We start from the raw sequence: 18959 nt of genomic DNA, 5'->3' as shown, positions 1-18959 counted from the left end.
GGGTTAGTCATTGCCTTCTCGCCGATGCGTTTCCAGCATCACCAAATGCGAGCCTTGGTCGGACTGCAACAGAAAGAGCAATGGCTTACCAGGCTTCAGCTCTTTAATGATCTCCACATACTGGCCTATGTTTACAATTCGCTGATTGTTGATGCGAGCAATTACCATGCCAGCCGCTATGCCCTCGCGATACGCTTCACTATCGTAAGAAACATGCGTAATCAACGGGCCATGTGCATCCGGTGGAAGGTCAAGCTCACGAATCATCGACGGAGTTAACGTCGCAAGTCCCAGGCCATTGAGCGAATCGTAGTGCTCGAACGAATCCGTTGGTGGCGTCTGGGGAATTGTCGGTGTTGCGCTAGAGTGCGATGTGTGCTTCAGCAAAATCTGTAAATCAATGACCTCGTGGTCGCGAAGCACTTTCATCGCATGTGACTTGACTGTTGCCGCGTTCGCGTTGATTGAGTCCGGGTCAAACGATTGCGTTACAACTTTGCCGTCAAACTCGGTAATCACATCACCCTCAAGCAAACCCGCGAGGCTGGCTGGCGATCGTGGCATGACTGCCTTCACATACAGACCAGCCGGAAGCGATGGCTCCAACAGCTTGGCCATGTCGGGAGTCAGCGGTTGGGTTTCAAAACCAAAACGACATCGCTCGACGTAGCCGTTCATGCGAAGTTGCTCAGTGACATCTTTAACAACATTGATGGGCGTTGCTAATCCGATGCCTTGAAACTCGCCAGTCGTCGTGACGGCTCCTTCGATGATTCCAACGACTTCGCCGTGCAGGTTCAGCAACGCTCCGCCGGAACTGCCGGGATTGGTGCAGGCGTCATTCTGAATCAACGGATAGGGTGAAGCCGGAACCCATCGCTGCGTCGAACTGATGATCCCTGCACTGACAGAACGTTGAAGATCATAGGGAGAAGCAAGCGATATGACCCAATCGCCAACACCCAGGCTGTCGGAGTCCGCCAATTTAACTTCTTGCAGGTCGGCAGCGTCTTTGAGTTTGATGATCGCCAAGTCGGAGACAGGATCGCAAACGACTTCGCTGGCATGGAACTTTTGCCCGTCCGCCGTTCGCACAAATACCGCGCTGGCATTTTCAACGACGTGGCTGCAAGTGAGCACCCAGCCGTCACGGTCGATGACGACTCCCGAACCCTGGTCATCGGGAGAGTCGATTGGCGACGATGTGGTTGGCCGATATGTGGATGGCGCAGATTGATGACCGTGAATCGCTTGTTCACGCAACCGCATAGGAAGTGTCATCCTTGGTCCACGCAAAGCGTAGACAGTGACGATTCCGGGTGAGACTTGGTCCGCAACCTTGCGAACAAGGTTCGACAGATCGTTCGCCGATGCAACGTCCGCGTGGGATTCGATTGAAACTGGTTCCGCCGAAATGGCGATCGTCGCGATCATCGACGCAAACAAACCGCAAACAATGGCTCTGCAATCAAACTTCATGGGAGATGTTTCCGTTCGAGAGGTGAATCCGTCTAGTTCTGCTTGGTTAAGGTGATTTCACTGCGGACCACAGTGACACCCGGTGTGGTTCGGGCGATCGCGACGACTAACGCGCGGTCGTTGACTTCATCGACTGTGCCGGTGAGAGTGACGTGCCAGGACTGATCGCTGGAAACTTGCACTCCTTCAAAGCCGAATCGCCCGATGATGCGTTCGACTCTAGCGCAGAGTGGTTCAGGATTCGCAGGAGGGTGCTTGGAGCTGTGCGAACTCACTTTGCAGCCTCGTACAAGATTCGCTCGTACTTGAGCCATCGTCGGAGTTGCCGTTTCATGACCCGAGCGATGATGTAGAGATGAATGCCGCTGCCGAGGAGGATGTACCACGATTTCTCGATGGCGACGTTGCCTTGCTGAGCTTCGTGCATCGCCAATTCCAATGCTGGGAAAGTTAATGCGATGACCGCGACGGCAGCAGATTCGGCTCGAATGACTTTGGGGATGTCCAACGGCAGTTCGGCCGACTTCCATTGCCGAAGTTTTGGTACGAACGCGGGCGTGCGATTGGACCAATCGGTGAACACACGGCCAAACTTCTTTCGCAAGAACGCTTCCTCGGTGAACATGATGCGTTCGTAATACAACGTGAATGCCATCAGGTAGACCACGACCAACCAGGGAGCAGCGGAGTGCAACACGATGCCCAAGGCAATCAAGAAGTTGCCGAGGTAAAGTGGATGCCGGACGACCGAGTAGAAGCCGGAGGTGCTGAGCGTTTCGGCAACTAGCGTTTTCGTGTTGCGACCCGATGTTCCGTCAGCGGCGTGTCCGACCGCGTGACATCGAACCGCTAATCCTACTAGCGAAACGCCGAGACTGATGATGCTCCAGACGAAATGCAAATTGGGATGCAATTCAATCACGGGATATCGCAGCACCGCGGTCACGATCAACGGTAAGAACACGAAGGGTAAATAGCTGCGCCAGCGGAACAGCCACGATCCCGTGCGTTCAAATTCTTCAATGAGTGCCATAGGAAAGTCTATTTTGGGGTTGGAAGGCGAAAAACGGCTCCCGGCGCGTCGGCTGGTGAGTGACGCGGTCCGGGAACCTAGCCGACGGCTGAATGGCAGCCGTCAGTTTTCATATTGGGAGTGCGGAGTCCGGGAAACCACCTCTCCATCTTTGTGTTAGGCAGCTTTCGCAATTGAGACCTCGTTTGTGACTCCGGCGACTAAGCGAATGGTGCGGTGCGCAAACGCGGCGGTGTCGGCGTCGTGGGTGACCATGACGATCGTTCGCCCGTCTTGGTGAAATTCATTCAGGTAATTCATCACCTGCTGGCGGGTTTCTGAATCGAGGTTTCCGGTCGGTTCATCGGCCAGGATGATTTGCGGATCGTTGGCGAGCGTCCTCGCCAACGCGACTCGTTGTTGCTGTCCTTGGCTCATTTCCGACGGACGGTGATCGGTTCGATCGGACAAGCCGACGCGGTCGAGCATCTCCATCGCACGATCTTCTTGTTGCTTGGCCGTTTTGCCGGACAACATCAGTGGGATTTGCACGTTTTCGCGAGCGGTCAGCCACGAGATCAAGTTGAACGACTGAAAGACGAATCCGATCTTTCGGCCTCGCAACGCCGTGCGTTCTTCCACCGACAGGTCATACAACGATTCGCCATCGAGCATCACGTCGCCGGTTGACGGTGCAAGCATTCCACCGAGGACAGACAGCAGCGTGGTCTTGCCACTCCCGCTGGGGCCGACGATTGCGATGAAGTCGTTGTCGGGAATCGTGAGGTCGGCGTTGTCGAGTGCCGTAACGATCTGGCCTCGACGTTCGTAGGTCTGGGTAACGGAACTGAGTTGATACATGTTTTGGTTCGATTTGAAATGTGGTTTTTGATAATGGAGCACGACCTTTCGATCACGCGACGCAGCGATCAGGCGTCGTTGAAGACAAGGCACGGATCGAGACCAGCGGCTCGGCGGGCGGGCAGAAGGCTGGCGAGGACCGCGACGATCGTTGCTGTGGCCATTCCCACGCCCAGCAGTATCGGCATCGGGCGTACATGAATACCCAGCAACTGTGGCCCCAGTACTGCGGCGACAATCGTGCCGACAATGAAACCCGCTGCACCACCGGCGAGTCCCAAGATTGCGGCTTTGCCAAGAAACATCTTTGTTACAAAGTTGCGACTGGCTCCGATTGCCATCAGCGTTCCGATTTCTTTGCGACGCTCGGTCACGTTGGCATACATCACACTGGCGATGCTCGCTCCACCGACCAACAGCAGGATCGACAGAAAGACCCATGACAAACGCGACATCAATCCATTAACGGCTATTTGTGTTTGAACAACTTGTGCGATCGTGACGATTCGCGTTTCGGGAAGTTCAGCGGAAAGGTTCGTGATCAAACCGCCAGCGGCATCTTCACAGCACGCCATGATTTCGATGACGTTTACCACCGGCCCTGCACCCGACAAGTCTTGGACGCTGTGCAAGTGAGCGAACATGCGTCCGTCGTCGATCGTTCCGGTCGAAGGCAACACGGTGAGAACAGTGAAATCTTCACCGAGTAGCGGCAACGTATCACCAGCTTTCGCACCAAGTTGGCTGGCGAGATCGCGTCCGAGGATCACATCGCGATCGCCCAGTTCGGCGATGGTGCGTGTCGTCGCCAACGAGTTTGGATCGTTGTCGGCTTCGCCGGTGTCAGCGGCGGTCGCACAACAACCGCGATCACTGCCGACCGCATTGCCCAACATACCGAGTCCCTGCCAAGAGGCTTTGGCTTGAAACTCGCTCTTAGGCAGGATGCCGGTCAGTGTGACGGGAATCGTGTCCACTTCCGCTTCGACGCACAACTTGGGAGCAAGGTTTTCAACGCCCGGCAATCGAGCCAGTGCGAGACGCGTGACGTATTCCTCGGGCATCGTATGCCCGTGCATGTCGGCACCATAATAGTCCTGCAGTGTTACGCTGGGTGGCAACACCAAGACATTCGCACCGAGGGACTCCATGTCACCGGCGATCTTGCGTTCTGAAAACACGGTGATGTTCTGAATCGCAACAAGCGCTGTGACGCCAAGCGTGACGGCCAGCAAACTGGTGAGCATCGGCGTCGGCCGTTGCCAGAGTTCTTTCCATATTAAGTGACGAAGTTTCATAGAGTCCGTTCCGCTGAATTGAAGGTTGTTGAATGAAGGTTGCCGACCAGGAGCACTAGCGTCGTGCTGGTTGCGAAGCCTGGGCCGATTTGTGGTGCTTGCAGTTTTCGTCGTCGCAGCATTTGCCGGCGGCTGCTAACTTCTCAGCCAACACATCGAAACTGACGTTAGCATTGAAGGTTCCAACCATGACGCCTGGAGGTGCCATGAATGCAACAACTGGTGTCGGTTGGCCTGGTTTCACTCCGATCTTGGTCAAGAACTCACCCTCGGCAGGATCGTTCGCCAAAACGGTGACGACTTCGGTTCGAGAGGCGTACAGTGCGTCGGCTTGAAATTGTTGAACACCAACGGGAACCGGGGCACCGGCAGTGGGTTGAGCACACAGCAACACGAGCTTGCGATCTTGCAGCGCCTTTAGGATTTGCGTCTGTCCAGGCGAAACGATCGCGGCGGCAAGTTGCTGCTCCGTCACACGTCGCGGGAAAACGCTGCACACCGCACCGTTGGGAGCGAGGGTGGCAACCGCTGGCATCGGCATTCGGGTTGCGTCGAACTGTTTGACCAAGGCTTGCTCGGCAACGTTACCAATTTGCACAGGCACGAGCACGGCGTCTTGCCGGTTGGCCAGTGTTGACTGCAGCGTGCCGTGCATTGTTTTCGTCGCCGCATCGTTGCCGCGATAGAACATCACGAAGGCAAACTGGTTGTTGGCTTCGGCCGCTTGAATCGCTTGCTGAGCAGGACTTGCCGCGTGAGCGGTTTGGGCCATCGCGACACAAGCGGTTACCAGTGTCATCATCATTGCGATCGTCGTTTGATTGAAAATCCGTTTCATCGTCGTCATTCCCTTGGTAATTGGAGATCGAAAATTGGGGTCGCAGATCGACGAAAGCAGATTGGAGAGTTGGATATCAATCTCCAATCTACGATCATCATTTTAAAATCACTCGTGGTCGTGACCTTCGTGGTCATGGTCGTGTGCGATCGTTCCTCGGAACGATTTGCCGTTGATCGTTAGGACGAGTTTTGGGTCGGCTCCTTCTTCATCTAGGTGCTCGCCGAGTTCCGCGTCTGTCGAAACAAAACGCGACGACTTGCCTTGTGGGTCATTTGCATCAGGCGAAGCGGCCAGCTTGAACTGCTCCGGCTTGCCGTCATGTTTGACATTGATCGTAATCTCGGTCGATTCGATCGGAATTTGCTCAGTCGCGGCTGCGTTGAGCACATAGATTGTTACCGAGCCAGTGTCTTCGTCGTGAACGAGTTCGGCGTGGTATTCCTCGTTGCCCAATTCGATCAATCCGCCATGATGCGGTCCTTCGCTGGGGTGTGCGTGTTCTGTGTGATCGTCAACGGTCGCCGGAGGTGCCGATGTTTCAACGGTCGTTCCGGTGTTGGTTCCCCCGTCTTTGCAGCCAACAAGACCGAAGGTCATGGAAGCGAGTGCGAGCGTGAAGAGTTTTGTTGAGCGTTTCATTGGATTTTTCCTGAAGGGAGTTGGTTGATCTGAGAGTTTCTAGTGAACGTGTTTCGCCTCGAAGCCCGTTTTTGTGAGCCACTGTTCCCAAGTTGTGGCAACTTGGTGCGAACCGACTTCGATGTGTTTCCATTGCGGACAGCGGAAACTCAAGTCGGCGTGGCCGGAATGCTGTGAGCTTTTCAGCTCGCATCCGAGTCCTTTCAACATCGCGGTAAGTTCGGCGAGCTGTTCTTGGTTTTCAATGTGTATCGTTTTCCAGTCGGTGATGCGGTAGTTGACCTCTTCGACTTGGCCTGCCGCGTGACTATGTCCGGCGTGATCGTGATCGTGTGCCGCATGGTCGTGACCTTCATGCCCAGCATGATCGTCGCCGCCGTGATCTGCCGCGTGACCGTGTAAGGTCTCGAATCCCGCTTTCTTGAGCCAAGATTCCCATTGGTGAGCCAGTTTGTCGTCGGCGACTTCCATGCTCTTCCATTTTGGTGAACGATAAACGACATCGGTGTGCCCACCGTGGTTGTCGATCTTGGCTTCACAGCCCAGTTTCTGTACGGCAGCAAGGTGCTGTTGCGCCTTGGCTGAATCGTCGAAGTGCATCTCTTTCCACTCGGGCAAGCAGAATGCGATCGACTCTTCGGCACTGGCAATACTGCCAACCGATGCGAGTGCGACGAAGCACAGCAGTCTTGATATTCTTTTCAACATAAAACTTTCCTTTTTGGAAAATGATCCGTTCGCTTCCTGTCTTAGGTTGCGGGTTCGGAAAGGGGTTGGGAAGTCTCTGTCGTCCTTGACCGAGAGTGGTTGAGTGGTAGGTGAGATTCCTCGTCTTCGGACTCTTCAAACAAAGGAATGTCGGTCTTCGATTCGTTGACAACTCGTTCAGCCGATTTCAGTCCGATCAGCCAGAACAACGCCGGGTGAACGAAGAAGTCGAGGAGAGTCGAACTCATCAGTCCGCCGAGAATCACGGTCGCGACCGGGTACAAGATTTCCTTACCTGGTTCGCCAGCCGCCATGACCAATGGGACCAAGCCGATGCCGGAGGTCAGAGCCGTCATCAGCACGGGAGCGAGTCGTTCCAGACCCGCCCGAACGATCATTTCTTTTGTCCAGTCTTCGCCTTCGTGCTGGACCAAGTGCAAATAGTGGTTGATCAGCAAGATTCCGTTTCGCGATGCGATTCCGGCAAGCGAGATGAAGCCGACCATTGCGGCAACGGTCAGCGTTTGGCCAGTGACGACCAACGCGATCACCGAACCGATGAACGCCATTGGCAGGGCCATCATCACTTGCAGCGAGAGGTTGACGCTGCGGAACATCGTGTACAGAACCAGGAACACGCCCACTAGCGAGACGGCGAACAGGATGCCGATGACTCGCGATGCCGATTGCTGGCTTTCAAATTGTCCGCTGTACTGAACGAAGTATCCCGGCGGCAACGACTCGACAATGGGTTGGAATTTCTTTTGAATGTCTTCCACCACGTCAACCACGCCTCGCTCGGAGACGTTGCACTGCAACACAATTCGGCGACGAACATCTTCGCGGTTAATTGTGTTTGGGCCGCCTGATTGGTAGATGTTCGCGACCGATTCCAACGGCACTTTCCCACCGTCGGCGAGGTCAATCGTCAGCCGCTTTAGAGTTTGCAGGTTCTCGCGGTAATCTTCATCGAGACGCAGCATCAAATCGAACGTGCGTTGGCCGATCAAGATTTCGGAAACGACTTGTCCGTTGAGGGCCGTTTGGATGAACTCGTTGACTTCGACGGCACTGAGTCCGTAAAGCAATAGCTTGTCGCGGTCGAGTTCGATCCGTAATTGCGGAATGATGACTTGGGGTTCGACCAGCACATCCTTCGTTCCGGACACCGTCTTCATTACCGCTTCCATCTCGCCCGCTTTGCGACGCAACAGATCGAGATCGTCGCCATAGATTTTGATTCCAATTTGAGCCTTCACACCGGAGATCATGTGCGAGATCAAGTGAGCGATTGGTTGCTCGACCGCAGTGACGATGCCGGGAATGTCGGCCATCGCCTCGCGAATTTCTTCGAGCTGTTCTTCGCGGGATCGCGGCGATTCGGGATCGAGTTCCAAGATGAACTCGCTCATATTCACGCCCTCGGCGTGTTCGTCTAACTCGGCGCGGCCGGTACGTCGAATGAATCCTTCGATGTCTTCAATCTCTCGCAATCGAGTTTCGACGCGGCTAGAAATGTCGTTGGAAGTAGCCAGTGAAGTGCCCGGCGGCAACACGACGTTTAGTTGAACCGCACCTTCATTAAATGGCGGCAGGAAGTCGCGTTCGAGACTCATCAGGAACATTCCGGACAAAACGACTAGTACCGCTGTGACGGCTAGATTGAATCGCGGAACCGTCAGGCTGAAGCGGATGACTTTGTCGCCAACCCATTTGATGCCTCGCAGGACGAATCCGTCTTTCTCGTGCCCCTTAAGCTTTTGGCTACCGAGCAACCAATAGGACAGCACGGGTGTGACGGTCAGCGACACAAGTAACGACGAAAGTATCGAAACGATGTAGGCGACACCCAGCGGAGCAAACAAACGTCCTTCCATGCCCGAGAGCGCGAACAGCGGTAGAAATACGAGGATCACGATCATCGTGCCGAATACGATTGAATTGCGAATCTCGATACTGGCACGGAATACGACCAGCAAGGGATGCTTGGGGTTATCGCTGGCCCGATTTTCCTTCAATCGGCGATAGATGTTTTCCACATCGACGATCGCGTCGTCGACCAGTTCACCGATCGCAACGGCCAAACCACCCAGCGTCATCGTGTTGATCGACAAATCGAAGATTGAAAACACGATCGCGGTCATTACCAGCGACAACGGAATCGCGGTCAGCGTGATGAATGTCGTGCGGACGTTCATCAGGAACAGGAACAAGATAATGACGACCAAGATGCCGCCGTCACGAAGTGCCTCGGCAACGTTCTCGATCGCTCGGTCGATGAATGACTTTTGCGTGTAGAGCGGTTCGATGCGTAGGTCACCCGGCAAAGAAGGCCGCAACTCATCAATTGCCGCCATCACATCGTCGGTCACTCGCCGCGTGTCGGCTCCCGGTTGCTTGTTGATCGTAAGAATGACCGCAGGGCCACCGCTGTAATTTCTGTCCTCATCGCGTACCCAGGCTGAACTGTCGCCGCGTTTGACTTGCGCACCTTCGACGACGCGAGCGATCTGGCCCAGCGAAATGGGGCGGCCTTCCTTCATCGTGACGACGACCTTTTGCAGGTCTTCAATGCTCTGAACACGGCCCAGACCGCGAACTAGCAATTCGTTCGGGCCTTGTTCATCCAAGTAGCCGCCCGTGGCGTTGTCATTGCTGTTCTGAACGGCTTGCTTAACCTCGTGTAACGCAATTCCGAATCGCAACATCGCATCGGGGTCGACCAACACTTGAAACTGCTTGCGTCCGCCGCCCATCGTGAAGACTTGCGAAACGCCAGGGATGGTCAGCAATCGCTGCCGCACGACCCAATCACCGAGCGTTCGCAGTTCAAGGGGTTCGGTTGCACCGTCGTCGCTCCACATTCCCAACATCAGGATTTGACCCATGATCGAAGAGATCGGTGCGAGCGTTGGCTTTACGCCTTTCGGCATCCGTTCTTGAACGAGTTGCAACCGCTCGGCAACGATTTGACGGTCGTTGTAAATGTCCGTGTTCCAATCGAACTCGACATAGACGACCGAGATACCAACGCCCGACGAACTGCGAACGGCTTGAACGCCATTCGCGCCATTGACCGCCGTTTCAATCGGAAACGTAATCAGTGTCTCGACTTCCTCCGGTGCCAACCCCGGTGCCTCGGTCATGATGACTACGCGAGGCCGGTTCAGGTCGGGGAAGACGTCGATCGGAGCCTGCATCGCCTGCCAAGTCCCGAATCCCACCAGGAACAGGGCAACGGCGATGACAAGCATGCGTTGCTTCAACGCAAAACGAATGATTGAATTAAGCATGATGTGGCTCCTTAGTGGTTGTGGCCTGCGTGTGGATCAACTCCACCGCCAGACTTGTTTTTGAGAGCCATTTGCATTTGATGAGCGCCACGCATGGCGATGACGTCACCAGGGAACAGCGAACCGTCGTTGTCGATCACGGCGGAATACTGATCGCGATACTTCACATGAACCGGCACGCGGTCGAAGTGACTGCCGTTCTGCTGGAACACGAAGGTTTCCGCTCCTTCGCTCGCCACTGCCTCGACAGGCACCACGATTTGTTCCGGCATTTCTTGGACTGGTACTCGCAACTGCATCCGTTGACCGGGGACGTAACGCCATTCGACGTAGCGGTTGCCGTCGTTACGACGATCCTTCGCAACTTCGTTTGGAAGCCGAACGTAGAAGTTCAATGTGCGCGTCGTGGCGTCCACTTGGTTGGCCAGATACGCGATTTCCAAGCCTTCGATCACGCGGGATTCGGAACCCGGTTGTTCGATGATCGCATCGACCTTCCAACCGTTTTGTGAGGCACCTCGAAGCTGTCGAATGTCTTGCTCGAACGCGAGACCTTCGATGAACAACTCGTCGTAGTCGGTTAGGATGCAGAGCGTTTCGCCCGCATTAACGGACTGTCCCTTGTGAACGGACAAGTCTTGCAGGATCAACGGGCCGGTATGCTGAGAGTCAGTGTGCTGGGGCTTGTCTTCCAGAACGAAACTCGCCTGGACGAATCGCTGGGTCAATCGCAACTCGGCTTCACCGTGACTGTCCACGCTCGGTGTGAAAACCTGCAACTCACGCAGCAGCCGTCGCTCGCGTTCGATTTGATTCACTTGATCGTCCGACAGTCCGTGCAAACGCAATGCTTCCCGCTGGGCACCTAGATTCGCGTTCAGCTTGTCGCGCGAGTATTGCCGCTCCAGCAGAACCTTACCCGCGACCGCACCACTTCGGGTGACTTGCTCCAGACGAGCGATCTCGCGATTCTCGACATCCAGTTCGCCGAGCGTGCGGACGAAGTCGGTTTGTGCGTTGACGAGGTCTTCGTGCGTCAAACGAATCTGAAACAACAGGCTTCCCGGCTCGACCGCTTCGCCTTGCACCGCGTGAACATGCGTGATGACGCCGGTCATCGGCGTGGCAACTTGGACACGCGAACGACCAGGGCGTTCAACGACGACGGCGGGCACCGTGATGGATCGGCGGAAGGTTTCTAGCTTGATCGGGCGGATCGTTTCGTCGGACAAGCCGATGTTACGGATCGCCTGCTTTGACAATTCGAGCGAAGTCGCCTCGTCGTGGCCAGCATGCGCTGCATGATCGTGACCGGCATGAGGATCAGCCTCACCAGTCGCTTCACCTTCATGCGATTCGCCGCCGCCATTGCGGAACGAAACAGCGGTTCGATCGACCCACGCCTTGGTGGCCGGGAACCAATGCTGCCAAGTAAAACCACCGACGATCACAACGATCAGCGTGGCGACTAACCAAACCCACTTCATGGGGATTTTGGGCATACGGATTTTCATGGTAACGAAACCAACGGAACAACTGCCGGAGAAACCGATCCACCATTCGGTTGCGTGTGGATCAGAGGAAGGTCAACGCGAAGAAGCGTCCGTGGCAGATGAACGGCGAATGCCAGACGCATGGATTAGCGCTAGCGGATTTCGCCAAGAGTGTCGGAGCTGATGCACGAGGATCGAAAGTCTTGACGACTTCCGCACCGGCATGGAGGCACGAACACTCTCATCCAATCACGGACGAGAGCGGACCTTACAGACGCCAGACTTGAGTCTGGAGGCGAAGGGGCGGCACAACGCAGTGCGGATCGGGCGGCGAACCGTACTCCGTCCGTATTGCGAGTAGGTCTTGCGACGACAACGACAAACAGTGCGTCAGCAAGGGCGACCAATCAAGGGTCAACATCAACGAAACGTCGTTGTCTCGTTGATCGGCAACGATGTTGCAGTCAGCTTCGCCACAGGATTCATGTGGTCCATGCGAACCCGAACAAGGCTGACTGGATTCGTCATCAAAGCACTCGCAAGCAATCGAGCCATCTGCATTGTGCTGATGTTGGCACGAATCTTTATGACCTGCGTGCGTATGTCCGTCATGATCGTGGTCAGCGTCATTGAGACCAACCACGTGCGGAACGTCCACCATCACCTGCTCAACATCGTGACCGTGCGTGTGACCCGCGTGAGCGTGATGCACGCAACAACCCAGCAGTGCATGAAGCACTACGGCGGTCATCGTCGAATAGGTGAGGAGTTTGTGAAACATGTTCGCTTTGTTAGGACGCGGACGATCGGCGTATTGCGTCTAATCGTCGCAGTTGTTCTATCGGCTTTCTCGATTGAGGGCTATACCGAATTCTTCAGCGGTCAGGTATTGCACGAGTTGTGCCAATCAAAAAATGACTGCGAATCGTTGGGAAATATCGCAAAACCGACGTCTGGCAAATTCTTGAAACGTTGTCAATCTGACCTCGACACTGTCCCATCCTGAGACAGTTTCCAGCGGAATCGGCATTCAACCTATTGCTGGCTGAGCGTCAATCCTCGCAAACTATCGTCGCCGCTGTTGTCGATCACGGCATCCAAAGCACCGGTTAGGACGAAGCCATCAACTCGTGCGCGGGCTTGAGCCAGTTGCTGCTGCGACACGATGTATTGCAGGTTCGTATCGAAGTAGGTTCGGCGGGACACCAGGACTTGAACGAAGCTCGTTTCGCCGGCTTTGTAGGCAAGCTCAGCGAGCTTTAAGCCGTCTTCCGCGTTGGGAAGGATGTCGTTGGCGTACTGCTCGACGGCGACTAATGAAGAATCGTAGTCTCGCGAAACCTGGGCCAAGCGTGCTTTGATCGAGTTTTCGATCCGCTGGAGTTCGCGTGATGCACGCACGTACTCGGCGCGGGCGGCCGAGATGTTGCCTTGGTTTTTGTTGAAGACGGGGATCGGTGCTCCGACTTGAAAGTTAATCATGCCGTTGTCCGTTCCGTTGTCATAACCCGAGGCGAGCTGCAAATCTAAGTTCGGAATCGGCTGAGCCTGTTGGCGGCAAAGATTGGCTCTGGCTTGATTGATTCGTGCCTGCGCCGACTGTACTTCGGGGCTGGATGCGATCATCGTGGACGCAACGATCGACCAGTCCAAGGTGGTTTCCGTGTTAGGCAGTGTCCCTTGGAGTGGCACGGGCATCATGTCAGGGTTGCCAGCCAAGGCGGCCATCTCTCGCCACGCGGCGTCGAAACGAATCTGGGCTTGCCGGAGGGCCAAGTCAATCTCGTTCTTTTGAACCTTTGCTTGGACGATTTCCAGTTGCGAGCCTTCTTGTGCCTCTTTGAGTTGCTCGGCTATATCGACTCCCTTGTCAGCGACCGATTGGAAATCGCGGATCAAATTCACTCGTTGCTGTGCCGCCAAGGCATCGTAGAACGTGATACGAATGTCAGTCGCAATGCGATACTTCTGGGCTTCGAGCTGCATGAGCTGAGCACGCAAGGCTTCATTGAGCACGGCGCGGTTCAATGCCAATTTATCGCCGGTAATGATTGTTTGTGAGATGAACACCGAGTGCTGATCGGTACCTTGGTCGGCGAGTTGGACAGCGCTGTAGCCGAGTACAGGGTTGGCACGCAGCCCGACTTGGCATTTGAAACCCGCGGCTTTTTGCGTTGTCGCGACCAATTCAGCGATGGTCGGATTGTTCGCCAAAGCCATCGACTCGATCGCTTCGAGCGTCAATCCGGCGGGCTGTTCGCTGAGGTAGTACTCATTGCCGGTTGAAAATGGCACAACGGCGACTTCGCTGAGCGACTGTTCGGGCGAATCCAGCGCCATGATGTCTCGCAAGGAACCGGCGGACTCCTTATCGGAATCATCCTCTTCCGTTGCAACGGGTTTGTCGTCATCCGACTTGTCGTTGTACGCGACCGTGATCACGGGTGCCGCAACGATGGCCGTCGCCGGTGTCGAGGCGACGTTCGCTTCACTCGATTGAAGCATTGTGGGATTGTGAGCTGATGTCGCAACGTGATTGCCAACACTCTGGCAACCCGCCGTGAAACTCATCGCTGAACCCAGCGTCAATGTCATACTCAAAGCCGCACGCAACCGCCGACGCCGCGATTGACGAGTACGATTGCTGGTCGGTTGTGTTGTGATCACCGCGTTTTCCTCCGTGAAAAATAAGACCAGCCGGAGTTTTCGATCGGTTCAGTATGAACGAGATATTGCGTCGAATCGCTGTAGTCGGACCTTCCCCAACTCATTTGAGTGCGGTGGTGACGGTTGTGCGGAAGAAACCCGCAGAAGGGCCTGCAAACGAAGCCAAATCACGCCGGATTCCATTCCGGCAGGATTCATTTCAACGATTCAATGCCTCAGCGAGGCACTTTGTTCAATGGCACTTCGTTCAGTGGTGCCCACCATGAACGTTCGTGGTGGTATGAGGAACCGCGTCAATGTGCGTCGTGGTGTGAGGAACGGCATGCAAGTGATTGCCGTGCCGTTGGTAGTCGATGTGAGTTTGCGTGTGGGGAACGTAGTCAGTGTGCGTTTCCGTATGCAGATGGCCGTTGGACTGGTAGCTGGGACGGTACGACTGATAAGGTTGGGTGTAAGTCTGGCGAACGCCGTTTCGGTAGATCACTCGACCTTGTTGCTGATAGGTCTGTTGCGGGTACGCCTGACCTTGAATGTATTGTTGCTGTGGGTACTGCCCTTGAATCACCCTACCTTGAATCACGGTACCCTGAATCACCGGACGAGCTGAGCGGTACTGCTGTTGGTACTGCTGATTCACGATCGGTTGATTGCCGTAAGGCGTAACTTGATCGAAATGCGTGGTGGTGTGAGGAACTCTGTCGATGTGCGTTGTTGTATGAGGCACTGCATCGACATGGTTGCCATGCTGGACATAGTCGGTGTGTGTCGTCGTATGCGGCACATTGTGTTGATGTGTGGTCGTGTGCGGCACGACCCATTGGGCCTGAGCGGTGGTCGCTAACGCAACTACGCCAACGGCGACGGTGAAGAAACGTCTCATTAAATCAACTCCTTACGGGGGGGATTCCTGTGGGACAATCACAATCCGTCGGACCAATCACATTGCCCACCAAGAGTCAGTCTAACAGACCAAACGAGGGGTAGGGAAAGAAAGTCAATCTTCCAACAATTCTCAGTCTGTCGTCTCATTCGCGACACGAAGTCATCAATGTGACAACGCAGAGTTCTGCAAAACCGAGTCAATCAATGGTTTTTCGGTTTGGCACACGCAATGCGTTAGAAGCTTAGCCAGCGGCACTTGCCGTGAACCTCCCCTCGAATGTCAGGACTGAACCTTATGAATCGTGCCTTCGCAATTGCCGCTCTCGCAGCAGGATTGTTCGCCTTTGCCGGAAATACCGGTGCCACCGCTAGCGACTACTTTCATGGTGGTCATGGCGGACACCACGCCTACTCCGGCGGCCATCACGGTGGCGGTCACCATGGCGGCTACGCTCAAGCACCCGTTCAAACCTATGGCAATTACGGCTATTCATCGAACTACGGCGGTTATGGATACGGCCAAACGTACCAACCGAGCTATCAACCACAATACCAGCAACAGTACTCTCCTACCTACCGATCACAACCCTATCGTCAACGCGGTGGATTGCACCTTGATATCGGACGCTTCCATGTTCTAGGTGCTGGCGGCCATCACTAATCAAGCGTTGTTCGCTTGCGAATGTTACCGACCGTTCTGAATCGACTGGACGGGCGAGCAAGTCTCGTCCGTCCTTCTTGTCTCTGTGCAAAACTTACAACGAAATGAAAAACATGCCGAAACACGCCGTCGTTGCGCTCGCCGCATTCGCTTTCGCTTCCTTTTCGCAAATGCAACCAGCAACTGCTCAGCACTGGCATGGATATGGTCATGGAGCTCATCACCATACCGACCACGGACATTTTTACGGGCACTACCAGGGCGGTCATCACTATGCGCACGACTCGTACCACTACCAAGACAGCCATCACGGTCACGCCCCGATCGCTCTCGGATACGTCGACATGCCGCTGAACCAATATCACAGCAACAACAGCGTGTACTGCCCCGACGATGTCGGTTGCCCGTTGCAGTACATCCAGCCCGCACAAGGTGGATTGTCCCAACAGAATCCACCCTATCAGGATGCACCCTACCTCGGCGCACCTCGTCAGTATGAAATCCCAAACGGCGCGGCGGGTTCCTATAATGACCACGGCCACCATGCCAACGATGGCCATGATCATGGCGACCATTCACACGATGGGCACTCACACGGCCCAGTGAATCCGAGTCTCCAAAACCCCGCCGTCACTTTCGGCACGCCCGATCGTCAGCCGATGACTGCACCAACGCTTCCCAACCGCAATGCAGTTCCCGAGCTTCCACGCTACGAAGCTCCTCGCGACCGTCCAGCACAGCCAAGCAGTCCACCCACGAACAACGGTCCAATCAGAATGGACGGACCACCACCGAGCCTAACAACTCTCGTTAGTTCATCCGTTAAAGTTGGCTGAAAATGTGGACTACTGTTTCTGTTTGCTGTTTGACCGAAACGGCAATTGCAACATTCCTGGTAGGCGTTCGGTTTGGTGTTCGTCGCGAAGTTCCTTGACTCCAATCAACATGTGTTCGTGGCCATCTTTTGGCTGCGCCACATAGGTCCGAAATAGATAGTCCCACCAGGGAAGATTAAAACCGAAGTTGCTGTTCGTTTCGCGTCGGATGATCGAATGATGCACACGGTGCATGTCCGGTGTGACAACCAAAAAACGCAAAACACGATCGAGCCACAGCGGAATCGAGACATTGCTGTGATTGAACATCGACGTCGCATTGAGCATCACTTCAAAGGCAACGACCACGACAGCCGCTGGTCCCAGCACAATGACGACGCCCAACTTGATCAAGGCAGAAAAAAGAATTTCAAAGGTGTGAAACCGCAGTCCCGTCGTCACGTCAAAATCCATGTCGGCATGGTGGACCATGTGCAATCGCCAAAGCCAAGGGACCGCATGGAACAACACATGTTGACCATAAATCGCGAGGTCCAAGACAAGAATACCAATCGCAACCTCAAGCCACATTGGCCAATCCACGATGTTCAACAATCCCCAGCCCTGTGTCTGTGCATAAACTGCAGCACCCACGGCCGTCATCGGCACCAAGAGCCGAACCAGAAGTCCATTCAAGACGACCAGGCCGATGTTGCTACTCCACCGCCAAGGTCGTTTTAGTGACAGTTTGCGACGCGGCGCAAGCCACTCCCAAGCCGCCATCGTAATCAGCACAAGGAAAAAGCAGGTTAGGCGAACGAAAATTTCGGATTGACCTTTCAGACTTGAGACTCCCTAAAATATCTCGGATTCTTGGCACTGGTCCGCGTCATATGCGAATCCCAATGCCACTGATTATGGACCGAATCGGAACCAGGCCCCTATGGTTACCGACGCCAGTAGGACGCCGATTGCAAAGCTGGGCCAAAACGAAAGTCCTGTTTTTGCTGACAAGGCAAACGGAGCGAAGAACGGTAGACCGAGTGGAACAAGCACGAGCGTCGAGCGAGCCAGAGCCGCTATCGAGTTCATGTCGTGTTCCTTGTTCCACGTCATAATGAACGCCAGGATACTGATGATCGGCAGTGTCAACAACAACGCGCCAAGTCTCGGCATCCGTCCAGCGATCTCGGCAACCGCCACGATAACGGCTGCCGAGATCAACGCTTTGACTATCATCCAAACCATGTCGTTCACACTTTTCGTTTCAAATCTTTAACAGTACCGTTGACCCTGTTACCTCGAGGCAAAGGTCTCCCTTGTGGGTTCGCTCCGTTGCGATTATTCAACGGTCACAGGAACGTCGAACGTCGCTGGATCAGCACCAGCTGGGACAATACGGAAGCGAAGGATGACTTTGCTGACGCCGCTGGGAATCGCAAGGCCACCTTGTGCGTAGTGGGCCGGTTCCTCGTCCGTGGTTGGCTCATAGACAGTCGCGACTTCCTTCGCCAGAACCGATTGACCATCGGCGCTGACCAACGCGTTGAAGACTTTTGCATCGTCGACAGGCTTTCCGTTGCGGACGATGGAGACAGCCGGTTCGACTTCTTCACCAGCGTGCAGATGCTTTCCGTGGTGTCCAAGCTGAATCGTCAACCCTGCATGTTCGCGTGGCTCGCCTTCCCAAACCAATGCATCATCGGCTCCGTGCGAATGTCCGTGGTCATGTGCTTCTTCGGTAAAGTCACCGGAATACGGCGTGCCGTCGATGACTCCGGCAATCGTTCCCGCGTATTCCTGAACGACGGCCAACTTCTCGTGGGTGCCGACAAAACGTGATGCTTTTCCTGCTGGATCGCTGTCCAGAGGTGCCGCGGTGAGCGACACCTGCATCATGGGATCACTGATGCTCAAGTCGATGGACTCGGCGTCGATCGGAACCGGCGACTTCTCGTCTGAACCGAGGATATAGATCGTGCCCTCTTGCTTGTCATGATTGACGGTGAATTCGACGTGGAACTTGCCACCACCCCAGTCGACGACGGTGCCGTCGTGCGGACCAGCAGCGTGACCACCGTGCGCGGCGTGTACAGTACCATCGTCGTGGACGTGTCCGCCATCGTCACTCGTCGCAGCGGCGGGCGAGGTGGCTGCGGGAGTGGTATTAGTTTTCTGTTTGCACCCAGTGAATCCGAGGAGTCCACAAAACACGAGTGAACAAGTTGTGATCGAGGTTTTCATAGTAAGTTTCCATGTAATTTTCATAAACGGTTTCTAACGCTGACGTGGTCGCGGATGCGATCGTGT

Annotated in this window: 18 protein-coding genes; 3 read left to right on the top strand and 15 right to left on the bottom strand. The window is 55.0% G+C overall.

Annotated features, from left to right (window positions below):
• Positions 1 to 3 precede the first annotated feature (3 nt).
• The 10 genes from K227x_RS16390 to K227x_RS16345 form a co-directional block, all read right to left on the bottom strand.
• Positions 4 to 1269, bottom strand: a complete 1266-nt coding sequence (locus K227x_RS16390; RefSeq protein WP_246146854.1) for a trypsin-like peptidase domain-containing protein — start codon at positions 1267 to 1269, stop codon at positions 4 to 6.
• A 242-nt stretch (positions 1270 to 1511) separates the two neighbouring features.
• Complete coding sequence (locus tag K227x_RS16385; RefSeq protein ID WP_218933302.1) at positions 1512 to 1754, bottom strand: BON domain-containing protein; 243 nt, start codon at positions 1752 to 1754, stop codon at positions 1512 to 1514.
• Complete coding sequence (locus K227x_RS16380) at positions 1751 to 2512, bottom strand: methyltransferase family protein (protein WP_145171098.1); 762 nt, start codon at positions 2510 to 2512, stop codon at positions 1751 to 1753. Before K227x_RS16380 ends, K227x_RS16385 begins: the two co-directional genes overlap by 4 nt.
• 156 nt (positions 2513 to 2668) lie before the next feature.
• Positions 2669 to 3352 carry an ABC transporter ATP-binding protein gene (locus tag K227x_RS16375; protein WP_145171096.1) on the bottom strand — a complete coding sequence of 228 codons (684 nt, stop codon included), beginning with the start codon at positions 3350 to 3352 and terminating at the stop codon, positions 2669 to 2671.
• Between the two features lie 68 nt (positions 3353 to 3420).
• The gene (locus tag K227x_RS16370; RefSeq protein WP_145171094.1) at positions 3421 to 4650 is read right to left on the bottom strand and encodes an ABC transporter permease; all 1230 of its coding nucleotides are present in this window, start codon (positions 4648 to 4650) and stop codon (positions 3421 to 3423) included.
• Between the two features lie 55 nt (positions 4651 to 4705).
• A complete protein-coding gene (locus K227x_RS16365; protein ID WP_145171092.1) occupies positions 4706 to 5488 on the bottom strand; it encodes a hypothetical protein in 783 nt (260 codons plus the stop codon).
• A 108-nt stretch (positions 5489 to 5596) separates the two neighbouring features.
• Positions 5597 to 6130 carry a hypothetical protein gene (locus K227x_RS16360; protein WP_145171090.1) on the bottom strand — a complete coding sequence of 178 codons (534 nt, stop codon included), beginning with the start codon at positions 6128 to 6130 and terminating at the stop codon, positions 5597 to 5599.
• Between the two features lie 39 nt (positions 6131 to 6169).
• Positions 6170 to 6838, bottom strand: coding sequence for a hypothetical protein (locus tag K227x_RS16355; protein WP_145171088.1), 669 nt, complete (start codon positions 6836 to 6838; stop codon positions 6170 to 6172).
• Between the two features lie 41 nt (positions 6839 to 6879).
• Positions 6880 to 10131, bottom strand: a complete 3252-nt coding sequence (locus tag K227x_RS16350) for an efflux RND transporter permease subunit (protein ID WP_145171086.1) — start codon at positions 10129 to 10131, stop codon at positions 6880 to 6882.
• An 11-nt stretch (positions 10132 to 10142) separates the two neighbouring features.
• Positions 10143 to 11645, bottom strand: a complete 1503-nt coding sequence (locus K227x_RS16345; protein ID WP_246145855.1) for an efflux RND transporter periplasmic adaptor subunit — start codon at positions 11643 to 11645, stop codon at positions 10143 to 10145.
• 421 nt (positions 11646 to 12066) lie between these two features.
• Here K227x_RS16345 and K227x_RS16340 point away from each other — a divergent pair, with 421 nt between their 5' ends.
• The gene (locus tag K227x_RS16340) at positions 12067 to 12630 is read left to right on the top strand and encodes a hypothetical protein (protein ID WP_145171084.1); all 564 of its coding nucleotides are present in this window, start codon (positions 12067 to 12069) and stop codon (positions 12628 to 12630) included.
• Between the two features lie 29 nt (positions 12631 to 12659).
• Here the strand turns inward: K227x_RS16340 and K227x_RS16335 are convergent, their stop codons facing one another.
• On the bottom strand, positions 12660 to 14291 hold the full coding sequence (locus tag K227x_RS16335; RefSeq protein ID WP_145171082.1) for a TolC family protein: 1632 nt from the start codon (positions 14289 to 14291) through the stop codon (positions 12660 to 12662).
• A gap of 247 nt (positions 14292 to 14538) precedes the next feature.
• Complete coding sequence (locus K227x_RS16330; RefSeq protein ID WP_145171080.1) at positions 14539 to 15171, bottom strand: hypothetical protein; 633 nt, start codon at positions 15169 to 15171, stop codon at positions 14539 to 14541.
• Positions 15172 to 15468: 297 nt separating this feature from the next.
• Here K227x_RS16330 and K227x_RS16325 point away from each other — a divergent pair, with 297 nt between their 5' ends.
• Positions 15469 to 15834: a hypothetical protein gene (locus K227x_RS16325; protein ID WP_009096979.1), complete on the top strand. Its 366-nt coding sequence runs from the start codon at positions 15469 to 15471 to the stop codon at positions 15832 to 15834.
• A gap of 170 nt (positions 15835 to 16004) precedes the next feature.
• The gene (locus K227x_RS16320; RefSeq protein ID WP_218933301.1) at positions 16005 to 16670 is read left to right on the top strand and encodes a hypothetical protein; all 666 of its coding nucleotides are present in this window, start codon (positions 16005 to 16007) and stop codon (positions 16668 to 16670) included.
• Between the two features lie 9 nt (positions 16671 to 16679).
• Here K227x_RS16320 and K227x_RS16315 read toward each other — a convergent pair whose 3' ends face one another.
• The 3 genes from K227x_RS16315 to K227x_RS30645 form a co-directional block, all read right to left on the bottom strand.
• Positions 16680 to 17345 carry a sterol desaturase family protein gene (locus K227x_RS16315; RefSeq protein ID WP_246145853.1) on the bottom strand — a complete coding sequence of 222 codons (666 nt, stop codon included), beginning with the start codon at positions 17343 to 17345 and terminating at the stop codon, positions 16680 to 16682.
• Positions 17346 to 17564: 219 nt separating this feature from the next.
• Entirely contained in the window at positions 17565 to 17906 is a 342-nt protein-coding gene (locus K227x_RS16310) for a DUF3147 family protein (protein WP_145171074.1), read from the bottom strand.
• An 84-nt stretch (positions 17907 to 17990) separates the two neighbouring features.
• Positions 17991 to 18893, bottom strand: a complete 903-nt coding sequence (locus K227x_RS30645; protein ID WP_218933300.1) for a hypothetical protein — start codon at positions 18891 to 18893, stop codon at positions 17991 to 17993.
• Positions 18894 to 18959: the final 66 nt, after the last annotated feature.

The organism is Rubripirellula lacrimiformis (genome assembly GCF_007741535.1).
Taxonomy (GTDB): domain Bacteria; phylum Planctomycetota; class Planctomycetia; order Pirellulales; family Pirellulaceae; genus Rubripirellula; species Rubripirellula lacrimiformis.
This window is presented reverse-complemented; position numbering and strand designations above follow the sequence as displayed.